At 73.6% G+C, this 15,482-nt stretch carries 18 protein-coding genes and 1 pseudogene; 9 read left to right on the top strand and 10 right to left on the bottom strand.

Features of this window, described 5'->3' with window-relative positions:
- Window positions 1-29: 29 nt before the first annotated feature.
- The 3 genes from ACZ7JA_RS23175 to ACZ7JA_RS23185 all read right to left on the bottom strand — a co-directional run bounded on the left by ACZ7JA_RS23175 (window position 30) and on the right by ACZ7JA_RS23185 (window position 2,095).
- Entirely contained in the window at window positions 30-575 is a 546-nt protein-coding gene (locus tag ACZ7JA_RS23175) for a flavoprotein (protein ID WP_470810134.1), read from the bottom strand.
- A 77-nt stretch (window positions 576-652) separates the two neighbouring features.
- The gene (locus ACZ7JA_RS23180; protein ID WP_351671370.1) at window positions 653-853 is read right to left on the bottom strand and encodes a ferredoxin; all 201 of its coding nucleotides are present in this window, start codon (window positions 851-853) and stop codon (window positions 653-655) included.
- A 12-nt stretch (window positions 854-865) separates the two neighbouring features.
- On the bottom strand, window positions 866-2,095 hold the full coding sequence (locus ACZ7JA_RS23185; protein ID WP_470810137.1) for a cytochrome P450: 1,230 nt from the start codon (window positions 2,093-2,095) through the stop codon (window positions 866-868).
- A gap of 293 nt (window positions 2,096-2,388) precedes the next feature.
- Between ACZ7JA_RS23185 and ACZ7JA_RS23190 the strand changes: the two genes are divergently transcribed.
- Both ACZ7JA_RS23190 and ACZ7JA_RS23195 read left to right on the top strand, forming a co-directional pair.
- A complete protein-coding gene (locus tag ACZ7JA_RS23190; RefSeq protein WP_470810140.1) occupies window positions 2,389-3,012 on the top strand; it encodes a LysE family transporter in 624 nt (207 codons plus the stop codon).
- A 115-nt stretch (window positions 3,013-3,127) separates the two neighbouring features.
- Entirely contained in the window at window positions 3,128-3,577 is a 450-nt protein-coding gene (locus ACZ7JA_RS23195; protein WP_351671361.1) for a nitroreductase family deazaflavin-dependent oxidoreductase, read from the top strand.
- A 108-nt stretch (window positions 3,578-3,685) separates the two neighbouring features.
- Here the strand turns inward: ACZ7JA_RS23195 and ACZ7JA_RS23200 are convergent, their stop codons facing one another.
- On the bottom strand, window positions 3,686-4,723 hold the full coding sequence (locus ACZ7JA_RS23200) for a cation diffusion facilitator family transporter (RefSeq protein WP_351671359.1): 1,038 nt from the start codon (window positions 4,721-4,723) through the stop codon (window positions 3,686-3,688).
- A 105-nt stretch (window positions 4,724-4,828) separates the two neighbouring features.
- On the opposite strand from ACZ7JA_RS23200, the gene ACZ7JA_RS23205 reads away from it, so the two are divergent.
- Together ACZ7JA_RS23205 and ACZ7JA_RS23210 are read left to right on the top strand one after the other, a co-directional pair.
- Window positions 4,829-5,845, top strand: coding sequence for a glutathione S-transferase family protein (locus tag ACZ7JA_RS23205; protein ID WP_351671356.1), 1,017 nt, complete (start codon window positions 4,829-4,831; stop codon window positions 5,843-5,845).
- A 28-nt stretch (window positions 5,846-5,873) separates the two neighbouring features.
- Window positions 5,874-6,176 (top strand): DUF4235 domain-containing protein, encoded by a 303-nt coding sequence (locus ACZ7JA_RS23210; RefSeq protein WP_351671353.1) that lies wholly within the window; start codon window positions 5,874-5,876, stop codon window positions 6,174-6,176.
- A gap of 279 nt (window positions 6,177-6,455) precedes the next feature.
- On the opposite strand, the gene ACZ7JA_RS23215 is transcribed toward ACZ7JA_RS23210, so the two are convergent.
- Both ACZ7JA_RS23215 and ACZ7JA_RS23220 read right to left on the bottom strand, forming a co-directional pair.
- A complete protein-coding gene (locus tag ACZ7JA_RS23215) occupies window positions 6,456-6,848 on the bottom strand; it encodes a VOC family protein (protein ID WP_351671350.1) in 393 nt (130 codons plus the stop codon).
- Window positions 6,849-6,909: 61 nt separating this feature from the next.
- Window positions 6,910-7,374 (bottom strand): pyridoxamine 5'-phosphate oxidase family protein, encoded by a 465-nt coding sequence (locus ACZ7JA_RS23220; protein ID WP_351671348.1) that lies wholly within the window; start codon window positions 7,372-7,374, stop codon window positions 6,910-6,912.
- 212 nt (window positions 7,375-7,586) lie between these two features.
- On the opposite strand from ACZ7JA_RS23220, the gene ACZ7JA_RS23225 reads away from it, so the two are divergent.
- The gene (locus tag ACZ7JA_RS23225; protein WP_389301737.1) at window positions 7,587-8,813 is read left to right on the top strand and encodes a PucR-like N-terminal domain-containing protein; all 1,227 of its coding nucleotides are present in this window, start codon (window positions 7,587-7,589) and stop codon (window positions 8,811-8,813) included.
- 75 nt (window positions 8,814-8,888) lie between these two features.
- Here ACZ7JA_RS23225 and ACZ7JA_RS23230 read toward each other — a convergent pair whose 3' ends face one another.
- Entirely contained in the window at window positions 8,889-9,278 is a 390-nt protein-coding gene (locus tag ACZ7JA_RS23230) for a cupin domain-containing protein (RefSeq protein WP_404032202.1), read from the bottom strand.
- 145 nt (window positions 9,279-9,423) lie between these two features.
- Between ACZ7JA_RS23230 and ACZ7JA_RS23235 the strand changes: the two genes are divergently transcribed.
- Window positions 9,424-9,981, top strand: coding sequence for a GNAT family N-acetyltransferase (locus tag ACZ7JA_RS23235; protein WP_470810540.1), 558 nt, complete (start codon window positions 9,424-9,426; stop codon window positions 9,979-9,981).
- A 162-nt stretch (window positions 9,982-10,143) separates the two neighbouring features.
- Window positions 10,144-11,538: an FG-GAP repeat domain-containing protein gene (locus tag ACZ7JA_RS23240; protein ID WP_470810147.1), complete on the top strand. Its 1,395-nt coding sequence runs from the start codon at window positions 10,144-10,146 to the stop codon at window positions 11,536-11,538.
- 146 nt (window positions 11,539-11,684) lie between these two features.
- Here ACZ7JA_RS23240 and ACZ7JA_RS23245 read toward each other — a convergent pair.
- From ACZ7JA_RS23245 to ACZ7JA_RS23255, 3 genes and pseudogenes are all read right to left on the bottom strand, one after another.
- A pseudogene (locus tag ACZ7JA_RS23245) lies at window positions 11,685-11,936 on the bottom strand (response regulator transcription factor); the annotation flags it as partial.
- Window positions 11,937-11,961: 25 nt separating this feature from the next.
- On the bottom strand, window positions 11,962-12,807 hold the full coding sequence (locus ACZ7JA_RS23250) for a hypothetical protein (protein ID WP_351671335.1): 846 nt from the start codon (window positions 12,805-12,807) through the stop codon (window positions 11,962-11,964).
- 73 nt (window positions 12,808-12,880) lie between these two features.
- Window positions 12,881-13,837, bottom strand: a complete 957-nt coding sequence (locus ACZ7JA_RS23255; RefSeq protein WP_470810149.1) for a GlxA family transcriptional regulator — start codon at window positions 13,835-13,837, stop codon at window positions 12,881-12,883.
- A gap of 71 nt (window positions 13,838-13,908) precedes the next feature.
- On the opposite strand from ACZ7JA_RS23255, the gene ACZ7JA_RS23260 reads away from it, so the two are divergent.
- Window positions 13,909-14,859, top strand: a complete 951-nt coding sequence (locus ACZ7JA_RS23260) for an NADP-dependent oxidoreductase (RefSeq protein ID WP_389301723.1) — start codon at window positions 13,909-13,911, stop codon at window positions 14,857-14,859.
- Between the two features lie 167 nt (window positions 14,860-15,026).
- Entirely contained in the window at window positions 15,027-15,440 is a 414-nt protein-coding gene (locus tag ACZ7JA_RS23265) for an anti-sigma factor antagonist (protein WP_351671327.1), read from the top strand.
- Window positions 15,441-15,482: the final 42 nt, after the last annotated feature.

Below are 15,482 nucleotides of genomic sequence, written 5' to 3' on the forward strand. Positions count from 1 at the left end.
GCGGGGCTCCCTCGGCAGGCCCCGGCCGGCTACCGAGGGGCCGGGGGCCGCTCTACCAGGTCCAGGGCGCTCTCCCAGGCGAACCCGGGCCGTCCGCCGTCCTCCCCGGGCGGGCCCGCGTACGGCTCGCCGAATCGGACGCCCATCCCGCGCAGCCGGACCAGGCTCTCCCGGTACGCGGGGTGGGCGGCCAGCGCGTCCGCCACGCAGGGCAGGACGGCGATCGGCACGCCGAGCCCCGCCGCCTCGCAGAGCGTGCCGACGGCGAGCGTGTCGGCGAGCCCGGCCGCCCACTTGTTGACGGTGTTGAAGGTGGCGGGCGCCACCACCACGGCGTCCGGCGGCGGGAACGGGCGCGGATCGGCCGGGGAGCGCCAGGCCGACCGGATGGGACGGCCCGTCAGCTCCTCGACGGCCGCCGTGTCGAAGAAGCCGCCCATCGCGACCGGGGTCGCCACGACCCCGACCTCCCAGCCCCGGTCACGGGCCGCGGCGATCAGCCGGGGTACTCCGGCGGCGATCCCGGCCGTGCAGACGATGACGTAGAGGAAGGGCCTGCCGGCCTGTGAGGTCATCGCACGACCCTACTGAAAGCGCACGACCCGACCGAACCGGCGAGGGCGGCCGCCTGCCCGGGGCCGCCCCGGCTCCCTCAGCCCGCCGGTTCGGTCACCCTGATCGCGCTCACCGGGCAGGCGCGGGCCGCCTCCCGGACCATCGGGTCGCCCCCGCCGTCCTCCCGGCCGGGGAGCAGCGTGCTGTAGCCGTCGTCGTCCTGGGTGAACACGGCCGGCGCGGCCAGCGCGCACTGGCCGGCGCCGATGCAGCGGTCCTTGTCGATGTCGATGTGCATGACCAGAGCCTCTTACCAGGTCACGGGGAGTTCCAGCATCCCCTGGATCGTGTCGCCGGGTTTGAACGGGATCTCCTCGGGGGGCGCGGCCAGCCGGAGCCCGGGGAACCGCCGCAGGAGGGAGCCGAGGGCGATCTCCAGTTCGGCGCGGGCCAGGTTCTGCCCCAGGCACTGGTGGATGCCGAAGCCGAAGGCCACGTGGTGGCGGGTGGAGCGGTGGAAGTCCAGGGTGTCGGGATCGGCGAACACGGACGCGTCGCGGTTGATCACCGAGGTGGCGAAGAGGACGCCCTCACCGGCCCGGATCGTGGTGCCGGCGACCTCGATGTCCTCCAGAGCCAGTCGGATCAGCCCGTCCGCGATCGAGAGCATCCGCATCAGCTCCTCCACGGCGGCGGGCAGCAGCGCCGGGTCGGCGCGCAGTTCGGCCAGCCGGCCGGGGTGCCGCAGCAGGGTGTAGGTGCCGAGGGAGATCATGTTCGCGGTCGTCTCGTGGCCGGCCACCAGCAGGATGACGGCCAGCGCCACCACGTCCCGGCGGTCCAGCTCGCCGGTGCGCAGCCGCTGGTGGACGAGGTCGTCCAGGACGCCCTCGCCGCGCCCGGCCTGGCGCTCCTTGTCGTCGATCAGCCCGCCGAGGTACTCCTCGAGCCGCTCGCGGGCCCCTTGTGAGTCGGCGGCCGTGGGGCCGCGCAGCAGCTTGCGGGACTGCTCCTCGAAGAACTCGTGGTCGGCGTACGGCACGCCGAGCAGACCGCAGATGACCATGGAGGGCACGGGCAGGGCGAAGGCGGAGACCAGCTCGGCCGGCGGGCCCTTCTCGACCATGGCGTCCAGCAGCCCGTCCACGGTCCGCTGGATGGTCGGGCGCAGCCCGGCCGCGCGCTTGAGGGTGAACGACGGGATCATCATCCGCCGCTGGGTCTGGTGTTCGGGGTCGTCGACGCCGAGCAGCGCCACCCGGCGGTCCCGGACGGCCGCGAAACGGGCCGTGGGCACGGGGAAGCCGGGGCGGGTGCGGTCGGTGGACAGCCGGGGGTCGGCGAGCAGCGCGCGGGCGGCGGCGTGGCCGGTGACCATCCAGACCTCGCGGCCGTCGAAGAGGGTGACGCGGGACAGGCTCCGCCCGTCGCGCAGCGGTTCGTATCCGGTCGGCGGGTGGTAGGGGCAGGTGCGGTCCTGGGGGAAGGCGACGGGGTCGGCCGGGGTCCCCGGGCCGGTGATGTCCTTCAGTTCCGTCATGGGCAGACCTCGCAGACGATGAGACGCGTCGTGCCGATCTTCATTAGATGCCCGAGGCACCTATGGGGCGACGGGAAGTTCGGCCAGATCGGCGTACGCCGTGATGTGGCCGAAGACCGGGCCGGCCGGGGACGGGAACGCGCCGAAATTCGCTTGCCGGTGCGGGCGCGGCGGCCCCAGGATCGGCCCATGCTTCTTACAGACTCCCTCCTGCCGACGCCCGCTGCCACCGTCCTCGCGGTGCCGGGCCGACAGCAGCCCGGCCGTCCGGGAGGGCCCGACCCCGCGCGCCCATGACGGGCGCGCTGCTCGCGGGCCTGCTCGCGGGGTACGGGATCGCCGTGCCCGTGGGCGCGGTCGGGACCTACCTGGTCTCCCTCACCGCCCGCACCTCGCTGCGCACCGGCGCCTCGGCGGCGCTCGGCGTCGCCACGGCCGACGGACTGTACGCGCTGCTCGCCACGCTGGGCGGCGCCGCGCTCGCGGCCGGGCTGCGGCCGGTGCTGGACCCGCTGCGCTGGGCCTCGGCCCTGGTCCTCGCGGCACTCGCGGTACGCACCGCGCTGCTCGCCCTGCGGCAGTACCGCGCCCGGCGGCTGGCCACCCGCCCCCAGCGGCCGGTTCCCGGCGCGGCACGGGCGTATCTCGGCCTTCTCGGGATCACGCTGCTCAATCCCATGACGGTCGTCTACTTCGCGGCGCTGGTGCTCGGCAGCGGCGCCGCGCAGGCCGGACGGCCGCTGGAGCGGGTGGCGTTCGTGGCGGCGGCCTTCGCCGCGTCGGCGAGCTGGCAGCTCGTGCTGGCCGGCGGGGGCGCCCTGCTGGGCCGCTCGCTGACCGGTCACCGGGGCCGGCTGACGACGGCGCTGCTGTCCAGCGCCGTGATCCTGGTGCTGGCGGTACGGATGACCACGTAGCCGGACCGGTTCACCCGCGCGGATGACGGGGCACGCGGTACGGATGATCCGGGCGGCCGCAGGCGTTGTGGCCGTCCGGAGCACCAACCGCCGGACCGACGAAGGAGACGGATCCATGCCACTTGAGGGCGAGTACGAGCCCAGCCCGACGCAGTGGGTGCGCGAGCAGGTCGAGTTGTACGAGAGTTCCGGGGGCACCAAGGGCACCACGCTGCGGGACACCGGGCTGCCGGTCATCGTGCTGACCACCCGGGGCGCGCGCAGCGGAAAGATCCGCAAGACGCCGCTGATGCGGGTCGAGCACGAGGGGCGGTACGCGGCGGTCGCCTCGCTGGGCGGCGCGCCCAAGCATCCGGTCTGGTACTTCAACGTGAAGTCGGATCCGCACGTCGAGCTGCAGGACGGGGCGGAGAAGCGGGACATGCGGGCCCGGGAGGTCACCGGCGCGGAGAAGGACGAGTGGTGGGAGCGTGCGGTGGCCGCGTTCCCGCCGTACGCCGACTACCAGCGCAAGACGTCCCGCGAGATCCCGGTGTTCGTGCTGGAGCCGGTCGACGGGGACTGACGGGGGCGCCCGCCGCCCTGAGCCGGGTTCCGGCCGGGGCGGCGGGCGCCGTCGGGAGATTCGCCGAACCGGCGGGCATGAACCCGTCCGGGGCTGGGCACCCGTGCGTCAGGCCCCGCCGCGCTCCCCCGTCGCGGCGGGGCCGCTTCGCGCCTCCCGCGCCGGCCGGTCGGTCACGTCGAGGTAGATGTGGTCGGCGGCCGGAACCGTGCTGGAGATCGACCGCTTGATGCGCACGGAGACCTCCTCCACCCGCTCGCTGTCCAGGCCCGGCACCAGGTCGATGCGGGCGGCCACCAGGGTGGAGTCGAGGCCCATCTTCATCGTGAGCAGTGACTCCACGCTGTCGATCTCCGGCTGGGCCTCCAGCAGCGAGCGGATCCTGCCGCTCAGCTCCGGGTCGGCGGCCTCGCCGATGAGCTGGTCCCGGGCGTCCCGGCCCAACCGGTAGGCGACGTACACCAGCAGCGCGCCGATGGCGATGGACGCGGAGGCCTCCCAGACGACCTGGCCGGTCACCATGTGCAGGGCCATGCCGATGAGGGCGAGGGTCACACCGAGGACCGCCGTGCCGTCCTCGGCGACCACCGTGCGCAGCGCCGGGTCGCGCAGCGCGTCGCGGCCGCCGCCCTGCCGGCGCACCTGGTGCAGGGCCCGCATCAGCGAGGCGCCCTCGGCGACCAGCGCCACGCCGAGCACGATCAGGCCGGCGACGTAGCCGCTGAACTTCTCCTCCGTGCCGCTGCGCAGCGCCTCGAAGCCCTGGAAGAAGGAGAAGCAGCCGCCCATCACGAAGATGCCGACCGCCGCCAGGAGGGACCAGAAGAACCGCTCCTTGCCGTAGCCGAAGGGGTGCCGCCGGTCGGCGGGACGGCTGCTGCGCCGCAACGCGGCCAGCAGGAAGACTTCGTTGAGGCTGTCGGCGACGGAGTGCGCCGCCTCCGACAGCAGCGCGGGCGAGCCCGCCAGCACCCCGCCGACGGCCTTGGCCACGGCGATCACCAGGTTCGCGGCCAGCGCGACCAGCACGGTGACCTTGGTGTGATGGTCACCGCCCGAATCGCCTTTGTGCCGGGTGCCCTTCTCACCGTTCGAGTCCTCGGCCGTCCGTGCGGCCGTCTGCTGCTCAGAGGATGTCCCACTCACCTGGTGCCGACTGCCCCCGCTCCGCCGGATCACACCGTGCCGAAGGGCGAAAAAGGGGAACGCGTGGTGGCGGGAACACAAGCCCGCGCACGACGAGGAGGAGAGATGGGCGGCGACGGCAACAGCGCCTACGGACACAAGACGTTCAGCCGGTCCAGAAGCCATTTCGACGACCGGATCACCGCCGACGGCCGGGACGGCTGGCCGGTGGCCGCCGGGCGTTACCGGCTGGTGGTGTCCCGCGCCTGTCCGTGGGCGAGCCGGGCCGTCGTCTCACGCCGGCTGCTGGGTCTGGAGGACGCCCTGCCGATGGCCGTCGCCGACCCGGTCCAGGACGACCGGAGCTGGCGGTTCACCCTGGACCCCGGCGGCCGTGACCCGGTGCTCGGCATCCGTTTCCTGAGCGAGGCGTACGACAAGCGGGAGACGGGTTATCCGGGCGGGGTGAGCGTGCCGGCGGTCGTGGACGTGCCCAGCGGCCGGCTCGTCACCAACGACTACCAGCAGCTCACCCTCGACCTGGCCACCGAGTGGACGGAGCTGCACCGCGAGGGCGCCCCGGACCTGTACCCGGCGGGCCGGCGCGACGAGATCGACACGGTGATGGCCGAGGTGTACGCGGACCTCAACAACGGGGTGTACCGCGCCGGGTTCGCCACCCACCAGGCGGAGTACGAGAAGGCCTGCACGGCGGTGTTCCGGCGGCTGGAGCTGCTCGCCGAACGGCTCGCCGGCCGGCGCTACCTGGTCGGCGACACGATCACCGAGGCGGACATCCGGCTGTTCACCACGCTGGTCCGGTTCGACCCGGTCTACCACGGCCACTTCAAGTGCAACCGCTGGAAGCTGACGGAGAACCCGGTGCTGTGGGCGTACGCCCGGGACCTGTTCCAGACGCCCGGCTTCGGCGACACGGTCGACTTCGACCACATCAAGCGGCACTACTACCAGGTGCACACCGGCATCAACCCCACCGGGATCGTGCCGCTCGGCCCGGACCTGGACGGCTGGCTGACCCCGCATCACCGCGAGGAGCTGGGAGGACGGCCGTTCGGGGACGGGACGCCGCCGGGCCCGCCGCCCCCGGGCGAACGGGTGCCGGAGCGAGGACGCCCCGCATGAGGACCGTATGACGAGGAAGGAGTCCTCCATGGCGAAGACAAAGAAGAACAAGCTCCCACTCGTCTACCAGCCGGTCGGGTTCGTGCTGAGCTGGGCGGGCGGAACACTGGCGGGGATGGCCTTCCGCAAGGCGTGGATGGCCTTCCGGCACGAGGAGGACGCGCCCGACGCGCTGGACCCGGACCGCGGCTGGGGCGAGATCCTGCTCGCCGCCGCGGTCCAGGGCGCCATCTTCGCGGTGGTGCGCAGCGCCGTGGACCGCACCGGGGCGAAGGCCATCGAGCGGACCACGGGCGTCTGGCCGGCCAAGGAGAAGGGCGGCCGGGACTAGGCCGTGTCCGCAAAGTCGCGTCTGCGTCACGACGCCCGGCACGCACTCTCGCCGCACCGGCCGAAAGCCCGAGTACACCCAGTACGAGGGCATCCGGCCGGCACTCCCCCAGCCTTCGGCCGGGGGACCCCCAGAGCACGCACCGGACGCCGCGACGCCCGCCCTGCGGGCGAACGACGCGACTTCGCGGACACGACCTAGGACCTGCCGGCCGGACGCTCCACCGGGCCGGGCCGGGCTCACGTCGCCCGGCCCGGCCCGGTGGAGCGTCCGGGAACGTCATCCCTGCTTCGGGGCCGGCGACGGCACGAGGCGCAGGGTGAAGGAGTGGCCGGCCGGGTCGGCGAAGCCGCGTTCCTCGTACGTCCCCGCCGGGTCCCCCGCCTCGATCGGCCGGCCGCCGAGCCCCACCACCCGGCGCTCGCCCTCGTCCAGGTCGGCCACCAGGAACTCCAGGTGGGCCTGCAGGGAGTTCTCCGGACGCGGCCAGCTCGGCGGCGTCGCGTTGGCGTCCCGGCGGAAGGCGAGCCGGAGGCCGTCGCCGCCCCGGATCTCCACCAGGTTCGCGGACGCGTGCGTCTGTTCCCCGTCCAGGAACTGCTGGTAGAACTCGGCGAGTTTCTCCGGCTCGGCGCAGTCCAGTACCACTACGCCCGCGGTCACGAGGGGCATCTTTCCTCCTGGGGAATTCCGTCCTTCTCGGTCTCCCTGCGGATATCCCCGTCCCGCCGTTTCAGTCGGCGACCAGCCACGCTCCGTCACGCATCAGCTCCCGTCCCGCCAGCTCGTTCTCCTCGCGCCAGGCCTGGACCCGCCGCGGGAGCACGGTGAAGTACAGGTAGCGGGTGGCGAGTCGGCGCGGGTCGAAGCCGGTCTTCCCGGCGAAGACCTCGGCGTCCTCCTCCGGCAGGTCCTCGGGGGCCACGGCCCGGGCGGCGCCCTCGACGATGACGACGTCCCGGGTCGGCCCGATGCCCAGCCTGACCCGCCCGGTGGCCGCCAGGTTGCGCCCGGTGGGGCTCTCCGCCGGGGTGGCGATCAGCAGGGTGGCGCCGTCCCAGACGAAGGACAGCGGGACGAGGTAGGGGGCGCCGCCGTCCGCGCCCGCGGTGGCCACCCAGGCGTCCACGTCGTGCTCCAGCCGGTGGAGGGTGTCCTTCTTGCGCTGTTCGGCGGTGCGGGCGGGCGGCGGGGTCATGGTCGTGCCTCCTCGGCATCGGTTCTCGCTCGTAGGACGTGCGGACGGCGTCAAGTGTGACCGTCCGCCTTGCGTCCGCGCTCGAAAGGCGCTCCAGGCGTGTCCGGGCCGCCGGCCGCGAGGGGCCTTTGTCACCGGTGCGCAGAAGTGGCTTCCGCAACTGTCTCCAGGTGATGAGCCCGTACGAGTTACTCGCGGGTATCGTCACCGCCGTGCCGAAGAGAGCCGCCGTGGCGGGGGCCGACACGGGCGGCCCGTTCAAGGCGCTGCCCCCTGGACTGCCCGACCGCCTCCGACCGTACGCAGCCGAGATCACCGAGGAGGTCGTCCGCGCCATCGGCAGCCAGATAGCCGAGTACGCCCGCCCGATGGACGACACGTACATCCAGGGCGTGCACCGGGGCGTGGACCACGCGCTGCGCGGACTGCTGGAGCGGATGGCGCAGCCGGACACCGACTGGCAGCCGGTCAAGGAGACGTACGAGCGCATCGGCCGCGGGGAGGCCGAGGAGGGGCGCAGTCTCGACTCGTTCCAGTCGGCGCTGCGGCTCGGCGCCCGGGTGACCTGGCGCCGGGTCAACGCGCTGGTGGACGAGGGGCTGCTCCCCCGCGATGTGCTGGGCGCCTTCGGCGAGGCGCTGTTCCTGCACCTGGACGAGATGGCGGCCGCCGCGACCGCGGCCTACACCGAGGCCCGGCTGCACGCGGCCGGCGAACTCCAGCAGCGCCGGGCCCGGTTGGCGGACCTGCTGACCGCCGACCCGCCGGCACCGGAGGGCGCGATCGCCGATCTGGCGCACTCCGCGCGCTGGACGGTGCCCCGGGCGGTGGCGGTGGTGGCGGTGGACCCGGGCCCCGGTGCGGCTCCGATCGTGCCGCCGGAGTTTCTCGCCCGCTTCGATCTGCAGCCCGCGCTGCTGGTGGTGCCCGATCCGGAGGGCCCGGGCCGGGCGCGTGCGGTGGCCGGGGCGCTGCAGGGACTGCGCGCCGCGATGGGGCCGCCGGTGGCGCCGCACGAAGGCGCGAGGTCGCTGCGCTGGGCGACGGAGGCCCTCGGCCTCGTACGGCGCGGGGTGCTGGCGGGCCCCGGTCCGGCCGGGGGCGTGGTGCGCTGCCAGGACCACCTGCCCGCGCTGCTGCTCCTGCGCGACGACGCGCTGCTGGACGCGATGGCCGAGCGCCGGCTGCGCCCGCTGGCGCGGGTGCGCTTCCCCCAGCGGGAGCGGCTGGCGGAGACCCTGCTGGCGCTGCTGCGGTCCGGCCGGGGCGTCGCCGAGGTGGCCGCCCGCCTCGCGGTGCACCCTCAGACGGTCCGCTACCGGATGCGCCAGCTCGACGAACTCTTCGGCGACTCGCTCCACGACCCGGACGCCCGCTTCGAGATCCAACTCGCGCTGCGGGCACGGGAACTGCGCGGGGGCACGATGGCTCCCGAGTGACGTCGGGCACGGGCGCCCTCCCGGCCCGCCCGGACGCCGGCCCACGCCCGGCCGGCGCCGCGGGAGTCGTCCGTGTCAGGTCTGCGGTCGCGCCCGATCCTTCCCAGCCGCCGCATAGCCGGGCACGGAAGGCCAGCGGACCGTCAGTACCACCGACTCCTCCTCCGCGAACCACGAGTGATCGACTCCGCGCCCCCACACGACGTAGTCACCCTGCTTCTCCAGGAGGACACTGCGGCCGGGCAGTTCGACGCGGAAGCGGCCACTGACGAGAACCAGGAGAGCGGTGCGCTCCTCGCCCCTCACCCACTGCGCTCGCGCGTCGGCACGGGGGTGGACGCCCCACTTGATCTCCACGGCCTCGCTGTGACGCGGATCCCCAACATCCTTGAAGTGCCCGAGGAGCCACCCCCGGTCCAGTGCCGCGTCCTCGCCCGCGTTGCCCACGTACACGCTGTCACTCACGGGGCGAACGCTAGCAACGGCTCTTCAGCCTCTTTCCTCGGACAGCCATCGGCCGCAATGACGCCCCCCGAACGGGCCTTCCGAGGGTACGGCGGGGGAGGCGAGCGCGTGTACTCGCCTCCGGTGCGGCGTGATCGAATGCGGGATGGCATCTTTCTGGACGGGCACCCGGGTACGTCTGCGCGGTATCGAGCCTGACGACTGGACGGCGTTCATGCGCTTCGCCGCCGATGAGGAACGACTGGGGGACGTGCTGCGTCCGCCTCGTTCCGCCGAGGGCTGCCGTGCCTGGGCGAGAGAGCGGGCCGTTGCCGAGCCGCACGGCGACTGCTTCCAACTGGTCGTCGAGGCGGCGGACTCGGGAGAGGCGGTCGGCACCGTCGGCACGCACCACGCCGACCCCGGTGCCGGCTGGTTCGAGTACGGCGTCACGATCGGTGCCGACCACCGTCACCAGGGCTATGCGTCAGAGGCCGTGGTGATGCTGCTGCAATACATGTTCGCCGAGCGGCGCTATCACAAGTGCCAGGCACGGATCTTCGCGCACAACGAGGGGTCGCTGGCACTGCACCGTCGGCTTGGTTTCGTGGAGGAGGGCCGCCTCCGGGAGCAGGTGTTCCTCGCCGGCCGCCACCACGATCTCGTTCTGATGGGCATGCTCGCCGAGGAGTTCTCCCGGCTCCATCGGGTGAGCGGACCGTGAGTCCTCTCCTTCGGCCCTGGGCGGTCGGGTCCCCACGGCCGGCCCGCGAAGGAGCGGCCCCGGGATACAACCCTTCTCCCCCACCATGCGTCTCCCCTGTACCCCGCACCACAAGATCACCAGGAGCCGGCCCCGCCGGTCCCGCGCGCACGCAGGAGACGCATGTTCACGCCCAGGATGCCCCGCGCGCTGCGGCTCGCCCTCGCGACCGCCACCGCGGTGTCCCTCACCGGCGGAGGGCTGCTGGCCCTCTCGAGCCCCGCCGCGGCCGCGGCCGCGAAGTACGCCGACGACTTCAACGGCGACGGTTACCGGGACTACGCCCAGGCCTCCTTCGGCGGCTCCTTCACCGTCACCTACGGGACCGCCACCGGCCCCGGCACGGTGACCAAGACGTTCACCCAGAGCAGCACGGGCGTACCCGGGGCCGCCGGGGACGCCGGCGGCTACGGGGACGCGTTCGGTGCGGACCTCGCCGCCGCCGACCTCAACGCGGACGGCTACGCCGATCTCGCGGTCGCCGACTTCACCGAGAAGGTGAGCGACAAGGTCGACTCGGGTGCGGTCACCATCATGTGGGGCGCGGCCTCCGGCCTCGGCACGAAGGCCACCCGGCTCCCCGTCGCCGCCGTCAAGTACCGGGGCTTCGGCAAGGGCGTCGAGACCGGCGACTTCAACGGCGACGGCAAGCCCGACCTGGCGGTGATCGACTCCCTCGACACCGCGTACGTCTTCCGGGGCGGCTTCTCCAAGAGCGGGACGACCGGCACCGTCACCAAGCACCACCTGCCGCCCGGTTCCCCCGACATCCTGGAGCCCGCCGGGCTCGTCGCCGGGAGGGTCACCGACGACAAGGCCACCGACCTGTACGTCCTCGGGCAGGGCTACCGCAACGACAAGATGACCCTGGACGCCTGGTTCCTGCGCGGCGGCAGCACCGTCAAGCCCGCTTCCAAGGTCACCCCGATCGACAACTCCCACCCCGACTACAGCCCCAGAGGCGTCATCGCCGACTTCGACAAGAACGGCTACGGCAACCTGGCCGTCAGCGACACCAGCTACAACAACGGCGCCGGCTCGGTCGTCGTCGTCCGCGGCGGCGCCACCGGGCCCACGACCAAGTACCGCCTGACACAGTCCACTTCGGGCGTCGCCACGGCCGCGACGAAGAACGACGGCTTCGGCGACACCCTCTCCGCCGGCGACACGAACCGCGACGGCTACCCCGACCTCGCGGTCAGCTCGGAGGAGGAGAAGGTCGGCACGGTCGCCTCGGCGGGCGGCGTGCACATCCTGCGCGGCGGCAGGGCGGGGCTGACCGGCGCGGGTTCGCAGTGGTTCACCCGCGCCACCGCCGGCGTCCCCGGCAGCCCGACCCAGTGGGAGCGGTTCGGCCTATTCGTCCGCCTGCGCGACACCGACCGGGACGGCGACGCCGACCTCGTGATCGGCGACAACGACTACGAGCAGACCAGCCTCCTCCTGCGAGGCGGCTCCACGGGCATCACCACCACGGCGGTGACGAAGGTGGGCGTCTGGCCGACCTTCCCGCAGTGACAACCTGAGCGCGGGGCCGTCAGCGGCTTCGACGGCCCCGCGCGCCCCGCGCACGGCGTTGCCCGAGACAACCGGGTCGGTGCCGCGGATCCCGGCTGCCTGCCGAGCGGCCTGCTGGGACGGCTCCGGGTGCGCGTGACGCGGGGTCAGGAGGTACGCGGGGTCACCAGGCCGGACTCGTAGGCCAGGATCACGAGTTGTGCCCGGTCGCGGGCACGCAGCTTCGACATGGCCCGGTTGATGTGGGTCTTCGCGGTCAGGGGGCTGATCACCATGCTGTCGGCGATCTCGTCGTTGGACAGGCCCCGCGCGACCAGGACGACGGCCTCGCGTTCGCGGCCGGTCAGCTCTTCCAGCCCGGTGCCGGCACCGGCGCCGGGCGGCTGGGCGACCCACCGGGCGCGAACCGCGGCCGTCGGACCGTCACTTGCAGGCGATGCGGCTCTTCGTCTGCGGCCAGGCCTCCGTGCCGGTGGCGGTGCGGACGTAGGCGGTGTCCCGGGCGGGCGTCAGCCACAGCCGCAGTCCGCGATAGTGGTACCCGGTGTCACGGGCCGTCGCCGGCAGCGGGGCGTGCGCGCGGTACGGCGCCCGGAGGAGGCCGTCGCGGGCGAGCACGCCCTCGGGGTCACGGGCGTAGGTGCGGCCGTCCAGGTCGATGAAGCGGGCCGACTGCCAGTCGCAGTGCTCCGGTCCGGTCCAGCCGGTGAGCCTGCGCACCGGTACGCGCCCGCCGTCGCGGTCCGTCCACACCTCCACCCCCGCGGCCTCCGCGTAGCGGGCGGGGAGTTCGGCGGGGTCGCAGGAGGCGTAGGTCTCCGGGCCCCAGCCCGGGCGGCCGGGCTGGTCCTCGGCCACCACCACGGCCACCTTGGTGCGCCCGTGGACGTCGAAGGAGTACAGCACCCGGCCGGCCTCCGCGCGCTCCTCGCGGTAGCCGTGGCCGGGCAGCTCGGGTTCGAACAGGTCGAAGTAGAGCTTCAGCCCGTCCTCCGGCGTGTCACCGCCGTCGGCCCTGCTCCAGCCGTCGGGGCCGCCGCCGTCGTAGATCTCCCCGTCGCACTCCAGCGCCCGCCCGGCCGCCCCGGAGGCCTGCCGCAGCGCACGCGGACCGGACTCGTCCGTGTCCCGTGTGGCCACGTGCAGCGGTCCGTCGTACGGGGTGGCCGGGGGCGTGCCGCGGACCACCACCCGTACTCCGGTCCCGTCGTCGCATCCCACCGCCGCCACGGCCGCAAGCACCGCCACCGCCACGAGTCCCGCGCGCATGTCCCACCCCTGTTCCCGCCTGCCCGTTGTCCGCTCCTTGGACGGCCGAGGGGCGCGGAACGTTCAGCGGGCCTCAGCGGGCTTTCTGGAACGTCCGCCGGTAGGCCTGCGGGGAGACCCCGATGGAGGCGTGCAGGTGCTGGCGCAGGGAGGCGCCGGTGGCGAAGCCGACCTCGGCGGCGATCCGGTCCACCGGCAGGTCGCTGGACTCCAGCAGGTGCCGGGCGCGGCCGACGCGCTGCTGGATGAGCCAGCGGCCGGGGCTGATCCCGACCTCGTCGTGGAAGCGGCGGGCGAAGGTGCGCAGGCTCATCCGGGCGTGCTGGGCGAGTTCCGTCAGGGTGAGCGGCTCGGCCAGCCGCTCCAGGGCCCAGGCGCGGGTGGCGGCCGTGCCGGAGGTGCCGTTCTCGGGGACGGGCTGCTCGATGTACTGGGCCTGGCCGCCCTCGCGGAACGGGGGGACGACGCAGCAGCGGGCGACGAAGTTGGCCAGGGCGCTGCCGTGGTCGCTGCGCACCAGGTGCAGGCAGATGTCGACGCCGGCGGCGGCCCCGGCCGAGGTCAGGGTCCGGCCGTCCTCGACGAACAGCACGTCCGGGTCCAGCTCGACCCGCGGGTACCTGCGGCGGAACAGGTCGGCGAGGTGCCAGTGGGTGGTGGCCCTGCGGCCGTCGAGGAGCCCCGCCTCGGCCAGCACGAAGGCCGCGGTGCATATGGAGACGATCCGCGCGTCGGGGCGGATCCGGGCGAGAGCGGCGGCGACGGCCTCCGGCAGCCCGGTGGGGAGGCGGGCGGGGGCGACGGAGGTGACCACGACCGTGTCCGCCGTCTCCAGCAGTTCCGGTCCGTGTTCGACGCCGATGGTGAAGTCCGCGCTGCTGCGCACCGGTTGGCCGTCGACGCTGCAGGTCAGCACCTCGTAGCGGCCGTCGGCGGCGCCGAGGATGCGGCTGGGAATGCCCAGTTCGAAGGGGTAGGCGCCGTCGAGGGCCAGGACCGCCACCCGTTCCGGGCTCGCTGTGCCACGCATGGCACGATCCTATCGGAGGTTGGCCATCGTGCCATTTCCCGGGCGGGCGCCGCCGGGCAGGCTGGGTGACCATGAGCGATGTGAACACGATGCGCGCCATCCGCCAGGACGTCCTCGGCGGTCCCGAGGTGCTGAAGGAGGTACGGGTCGAGCGGCCCGCGCCTCGGCCGAACGAGGTACTGGTCCGGGTGCGGGCCGCCGGGGTCAACCCGACCGACTGGAAGCACCGGGCGACCGGCGGCTTCCTGGGGGAACCGCCGTTCGTCCTCGGCTGGGACGTCTCCGGCGAGGTCGCCGAGACCGGGATCGGCGTGGCCGCCTTCCGGCCCGGTGACGAGGTCTTCGGCATGCTGCCCTACCCCTTCGGCCACGGCTCGCACGCCGAGTACGTCACCGTCCCGGCCCGCGCCCTGACCCACAAGCCGGCCTCGCTCGACCACGTCCAGGCGGGCGCGCTCCCGCTGGTGTCGCTGACGGCCCTGCAGGCCCTGACCGAGCACGCCGACGTGCGGCCCGGGCAGCGGGTGCTGATCCACGCCGCGGCCGGCGGGGTGGGACACGTGGCCGTCCAGATCGCCAAGGCGCGCGGCGCGTACGTGATCGGCACCGCGAGCGCGGGGAAGCACGACTTCCTGCGGGAGATCGGCGTCGACGAGGCGATCGACTACCGCTCCACCGACTTCGCCGAGGCGGTACGGGACGTCGACGTCGTCCTGGACACCCTCGGCGGGGACACGTCCGTACGGTCGCTGCGGGTGCTGCGGCCGGGCGGCGTCGTGGTGTCGATCCTGCCGGTCGGTTCGCGGGAGTTCCTCGAGGAGGCCGAGCGGCTCGGGGTGCGGGCGGTGCGGATGCTGGTGGACGCCGACCGGTCCGGGATGAACACGGTGGCGGAGCTGGCGGAGTCGGGCCGGCTGCGCGCCACCGTCGCGGGCGCCTTCCCGCTCGCCGAAGCGGCCAAGGCGCACGAGCTGGGCGACACCGGACGGACGACGGGCAAGCTGGTCCTGCTGGTGGACTGACCTGGGCGGGAGGGTGAGCGTGGGCCCGGCGACGGCGGGCCCGCGCTCCCGCGCCGCCGCCGCTTTGTCACCCAGGCCACACGGCGACACGCGTGAAACCCGAAGACATATGTCAATCGAACATGCTCAAATTCCTTCTATCGAGGGTAACTTGACGGTCGAGGGTCATGCTTTTCCGGGCGCGGGTGGGAGGTGGTGCCGTCGTGCGACAGGACACGCCACGCACCCGGCATCTGCGCGTGCGAGAGGACCGCGGGCACACCGTGCTGGAGTTCCGCGGTGAGATCGACATCGCGGCGGCGGCCGAGATCGTCCCCGCGCTGGACCGGGCGACCGGTCGGCCCGGGGCTCTGATCGTGATCGACCTGCGCGCCGTGGACTTCTTCGACTGCTCCGGCCTGCGCCTGCTGTACCGGGCGCGCGGCCGGGTGCTGGAGCGGGGCGGCCGGCTGCATCTGGTGTGCACCCATCCGCTGACCCTCCGGGTGCTGCGGGTCACCGGCCTGTCCCGGCTGCTGCCGCCGCAGCCGACTCTGGACGCCGCCCTGAAGCGGTCCGAGGCCGCGTCCGGCTCCCTGTGAGCCGCAGGCGCCCCGCGGCTCCTCGCCGTCAGGCGCCCCGCG

The organism is Streptomyces sp. NPDC038135 (genome assembly GCF_055601245.1).

Excerpts from the sequence above, each read along its gene's own strand:
- ACZ7JA_RS23175 (WP_470810134.1), bottom strand. The coding sequence starts at position 575 with ATGACCTCACAGGCCGGCAGGCCCTTCCTCTACGTCATCGTCTGCACG.
- ACZ7JA_RS23180 (WP_351671370.1), bottom strand. The coding sequence starts at position 853 with ATGCACATCGACATCGACAAGGACCGCTGCATCGGCGCCGGCCAGTGC.
- ACZ7JA_RS23185 (WP_470810137.1), bottom strand. The coding sequence starts at position 2,095 with ATGACGGAACTGAAGGACATCACCGGCCCGGGGACCCCGGCCGACCCC.
- ACZ7JA_RS23190 (WP_470810140.1), top strand. The coding sequence starts at position 2,389 with ATGACGGGCGCGCTGCTCGCGGGCCTGCTCGCGGGGTACGGGATCGCC.
- ACZ7JA_RS23195 (WP_351671361.1), top strand. The coding sequence starts at position 3,128 with ATGCCACTTGAGGGCGAGTACGAGCCCAGCCCGACGCAGTGGGTGCGC.
- ACZ7JA_RS23205 (WP_351671356.1), top strand. The coding sequence starts at position 4,829 with ATGGGCGGCGACGGCAACAGCGCCTACGGACACAAGACGTTCAGCCGG.
- ACZ7JA_RS23210 (WP_351671353.1), top strand. The coding sequence starts at position 5,874 with ATGGCGAAGACAAAGAAGAACAAGCTCCCACTCGTCTACCAGCCGGTC.
- ACZ7JA_RS23215 (WP_351671350.1), bottom strand. The coding sequence starts at position 6,848 with ATGCCCCTCGTGACCGCGGGCGTAGTGGTACTGGACTGCGCCGAGCCG.
- ACZ7JA_RS23220 (WP_351671348.1), bottom strand. The coding sequence starts at position 7,374 with ATGACCCCGCCGCCCGCCCGCACCGCCGAACAGCGCAAGAAGGACACC.
- ACZ7JA_RS23235 (WP_470810540.1), top strand. The coding sequence starts at position 9,424 with ATGGCATCTTTCTGGACGGGCACCCGGGTACGTCTGCGCGGTATCGAG.
- ACZ7JA_RS23240 (WP_470810147.1), top strand. The coding sequence starts at position 10,144 with ATGTTCACGCCCAGGATGCCCCGCGCGCTGCGGCTCGCCCTCGCGACC.
- ACZ7JA_RS23250 (WP_351671335.1), bottom strand. The coding sequence starts at position 12,807 with ATGCGCGCGGGACTCGTGGCGGTGGCGGTGCTTGCGGCCGTGGCGGCG.
- ACZ7JA_RS23255 (WP_470810149.1), bottom strand. The coding sequence starts at position 13,837 with ATGCGTGGCACAGCGAGCCCGGAACGGGTGGCGGTCCTGGCCCTCGAC.
- ACZ7JA_RS23260 (WP_389301723.1), top strand. The coding sequence starts at position 13,909 with ATGAGCGATGTGAACACGATGCGCGCCATCCGCCAGGACGTCCTCGGC.
- ACZ7JA_RS23265 (WP_351671327.1), top strand. The coding sequence starts at position 15,027 with ATGCTTTTCCGGGCGCGGGTGGGAGGTGGTGCCGTCGTGCGACAGGAC.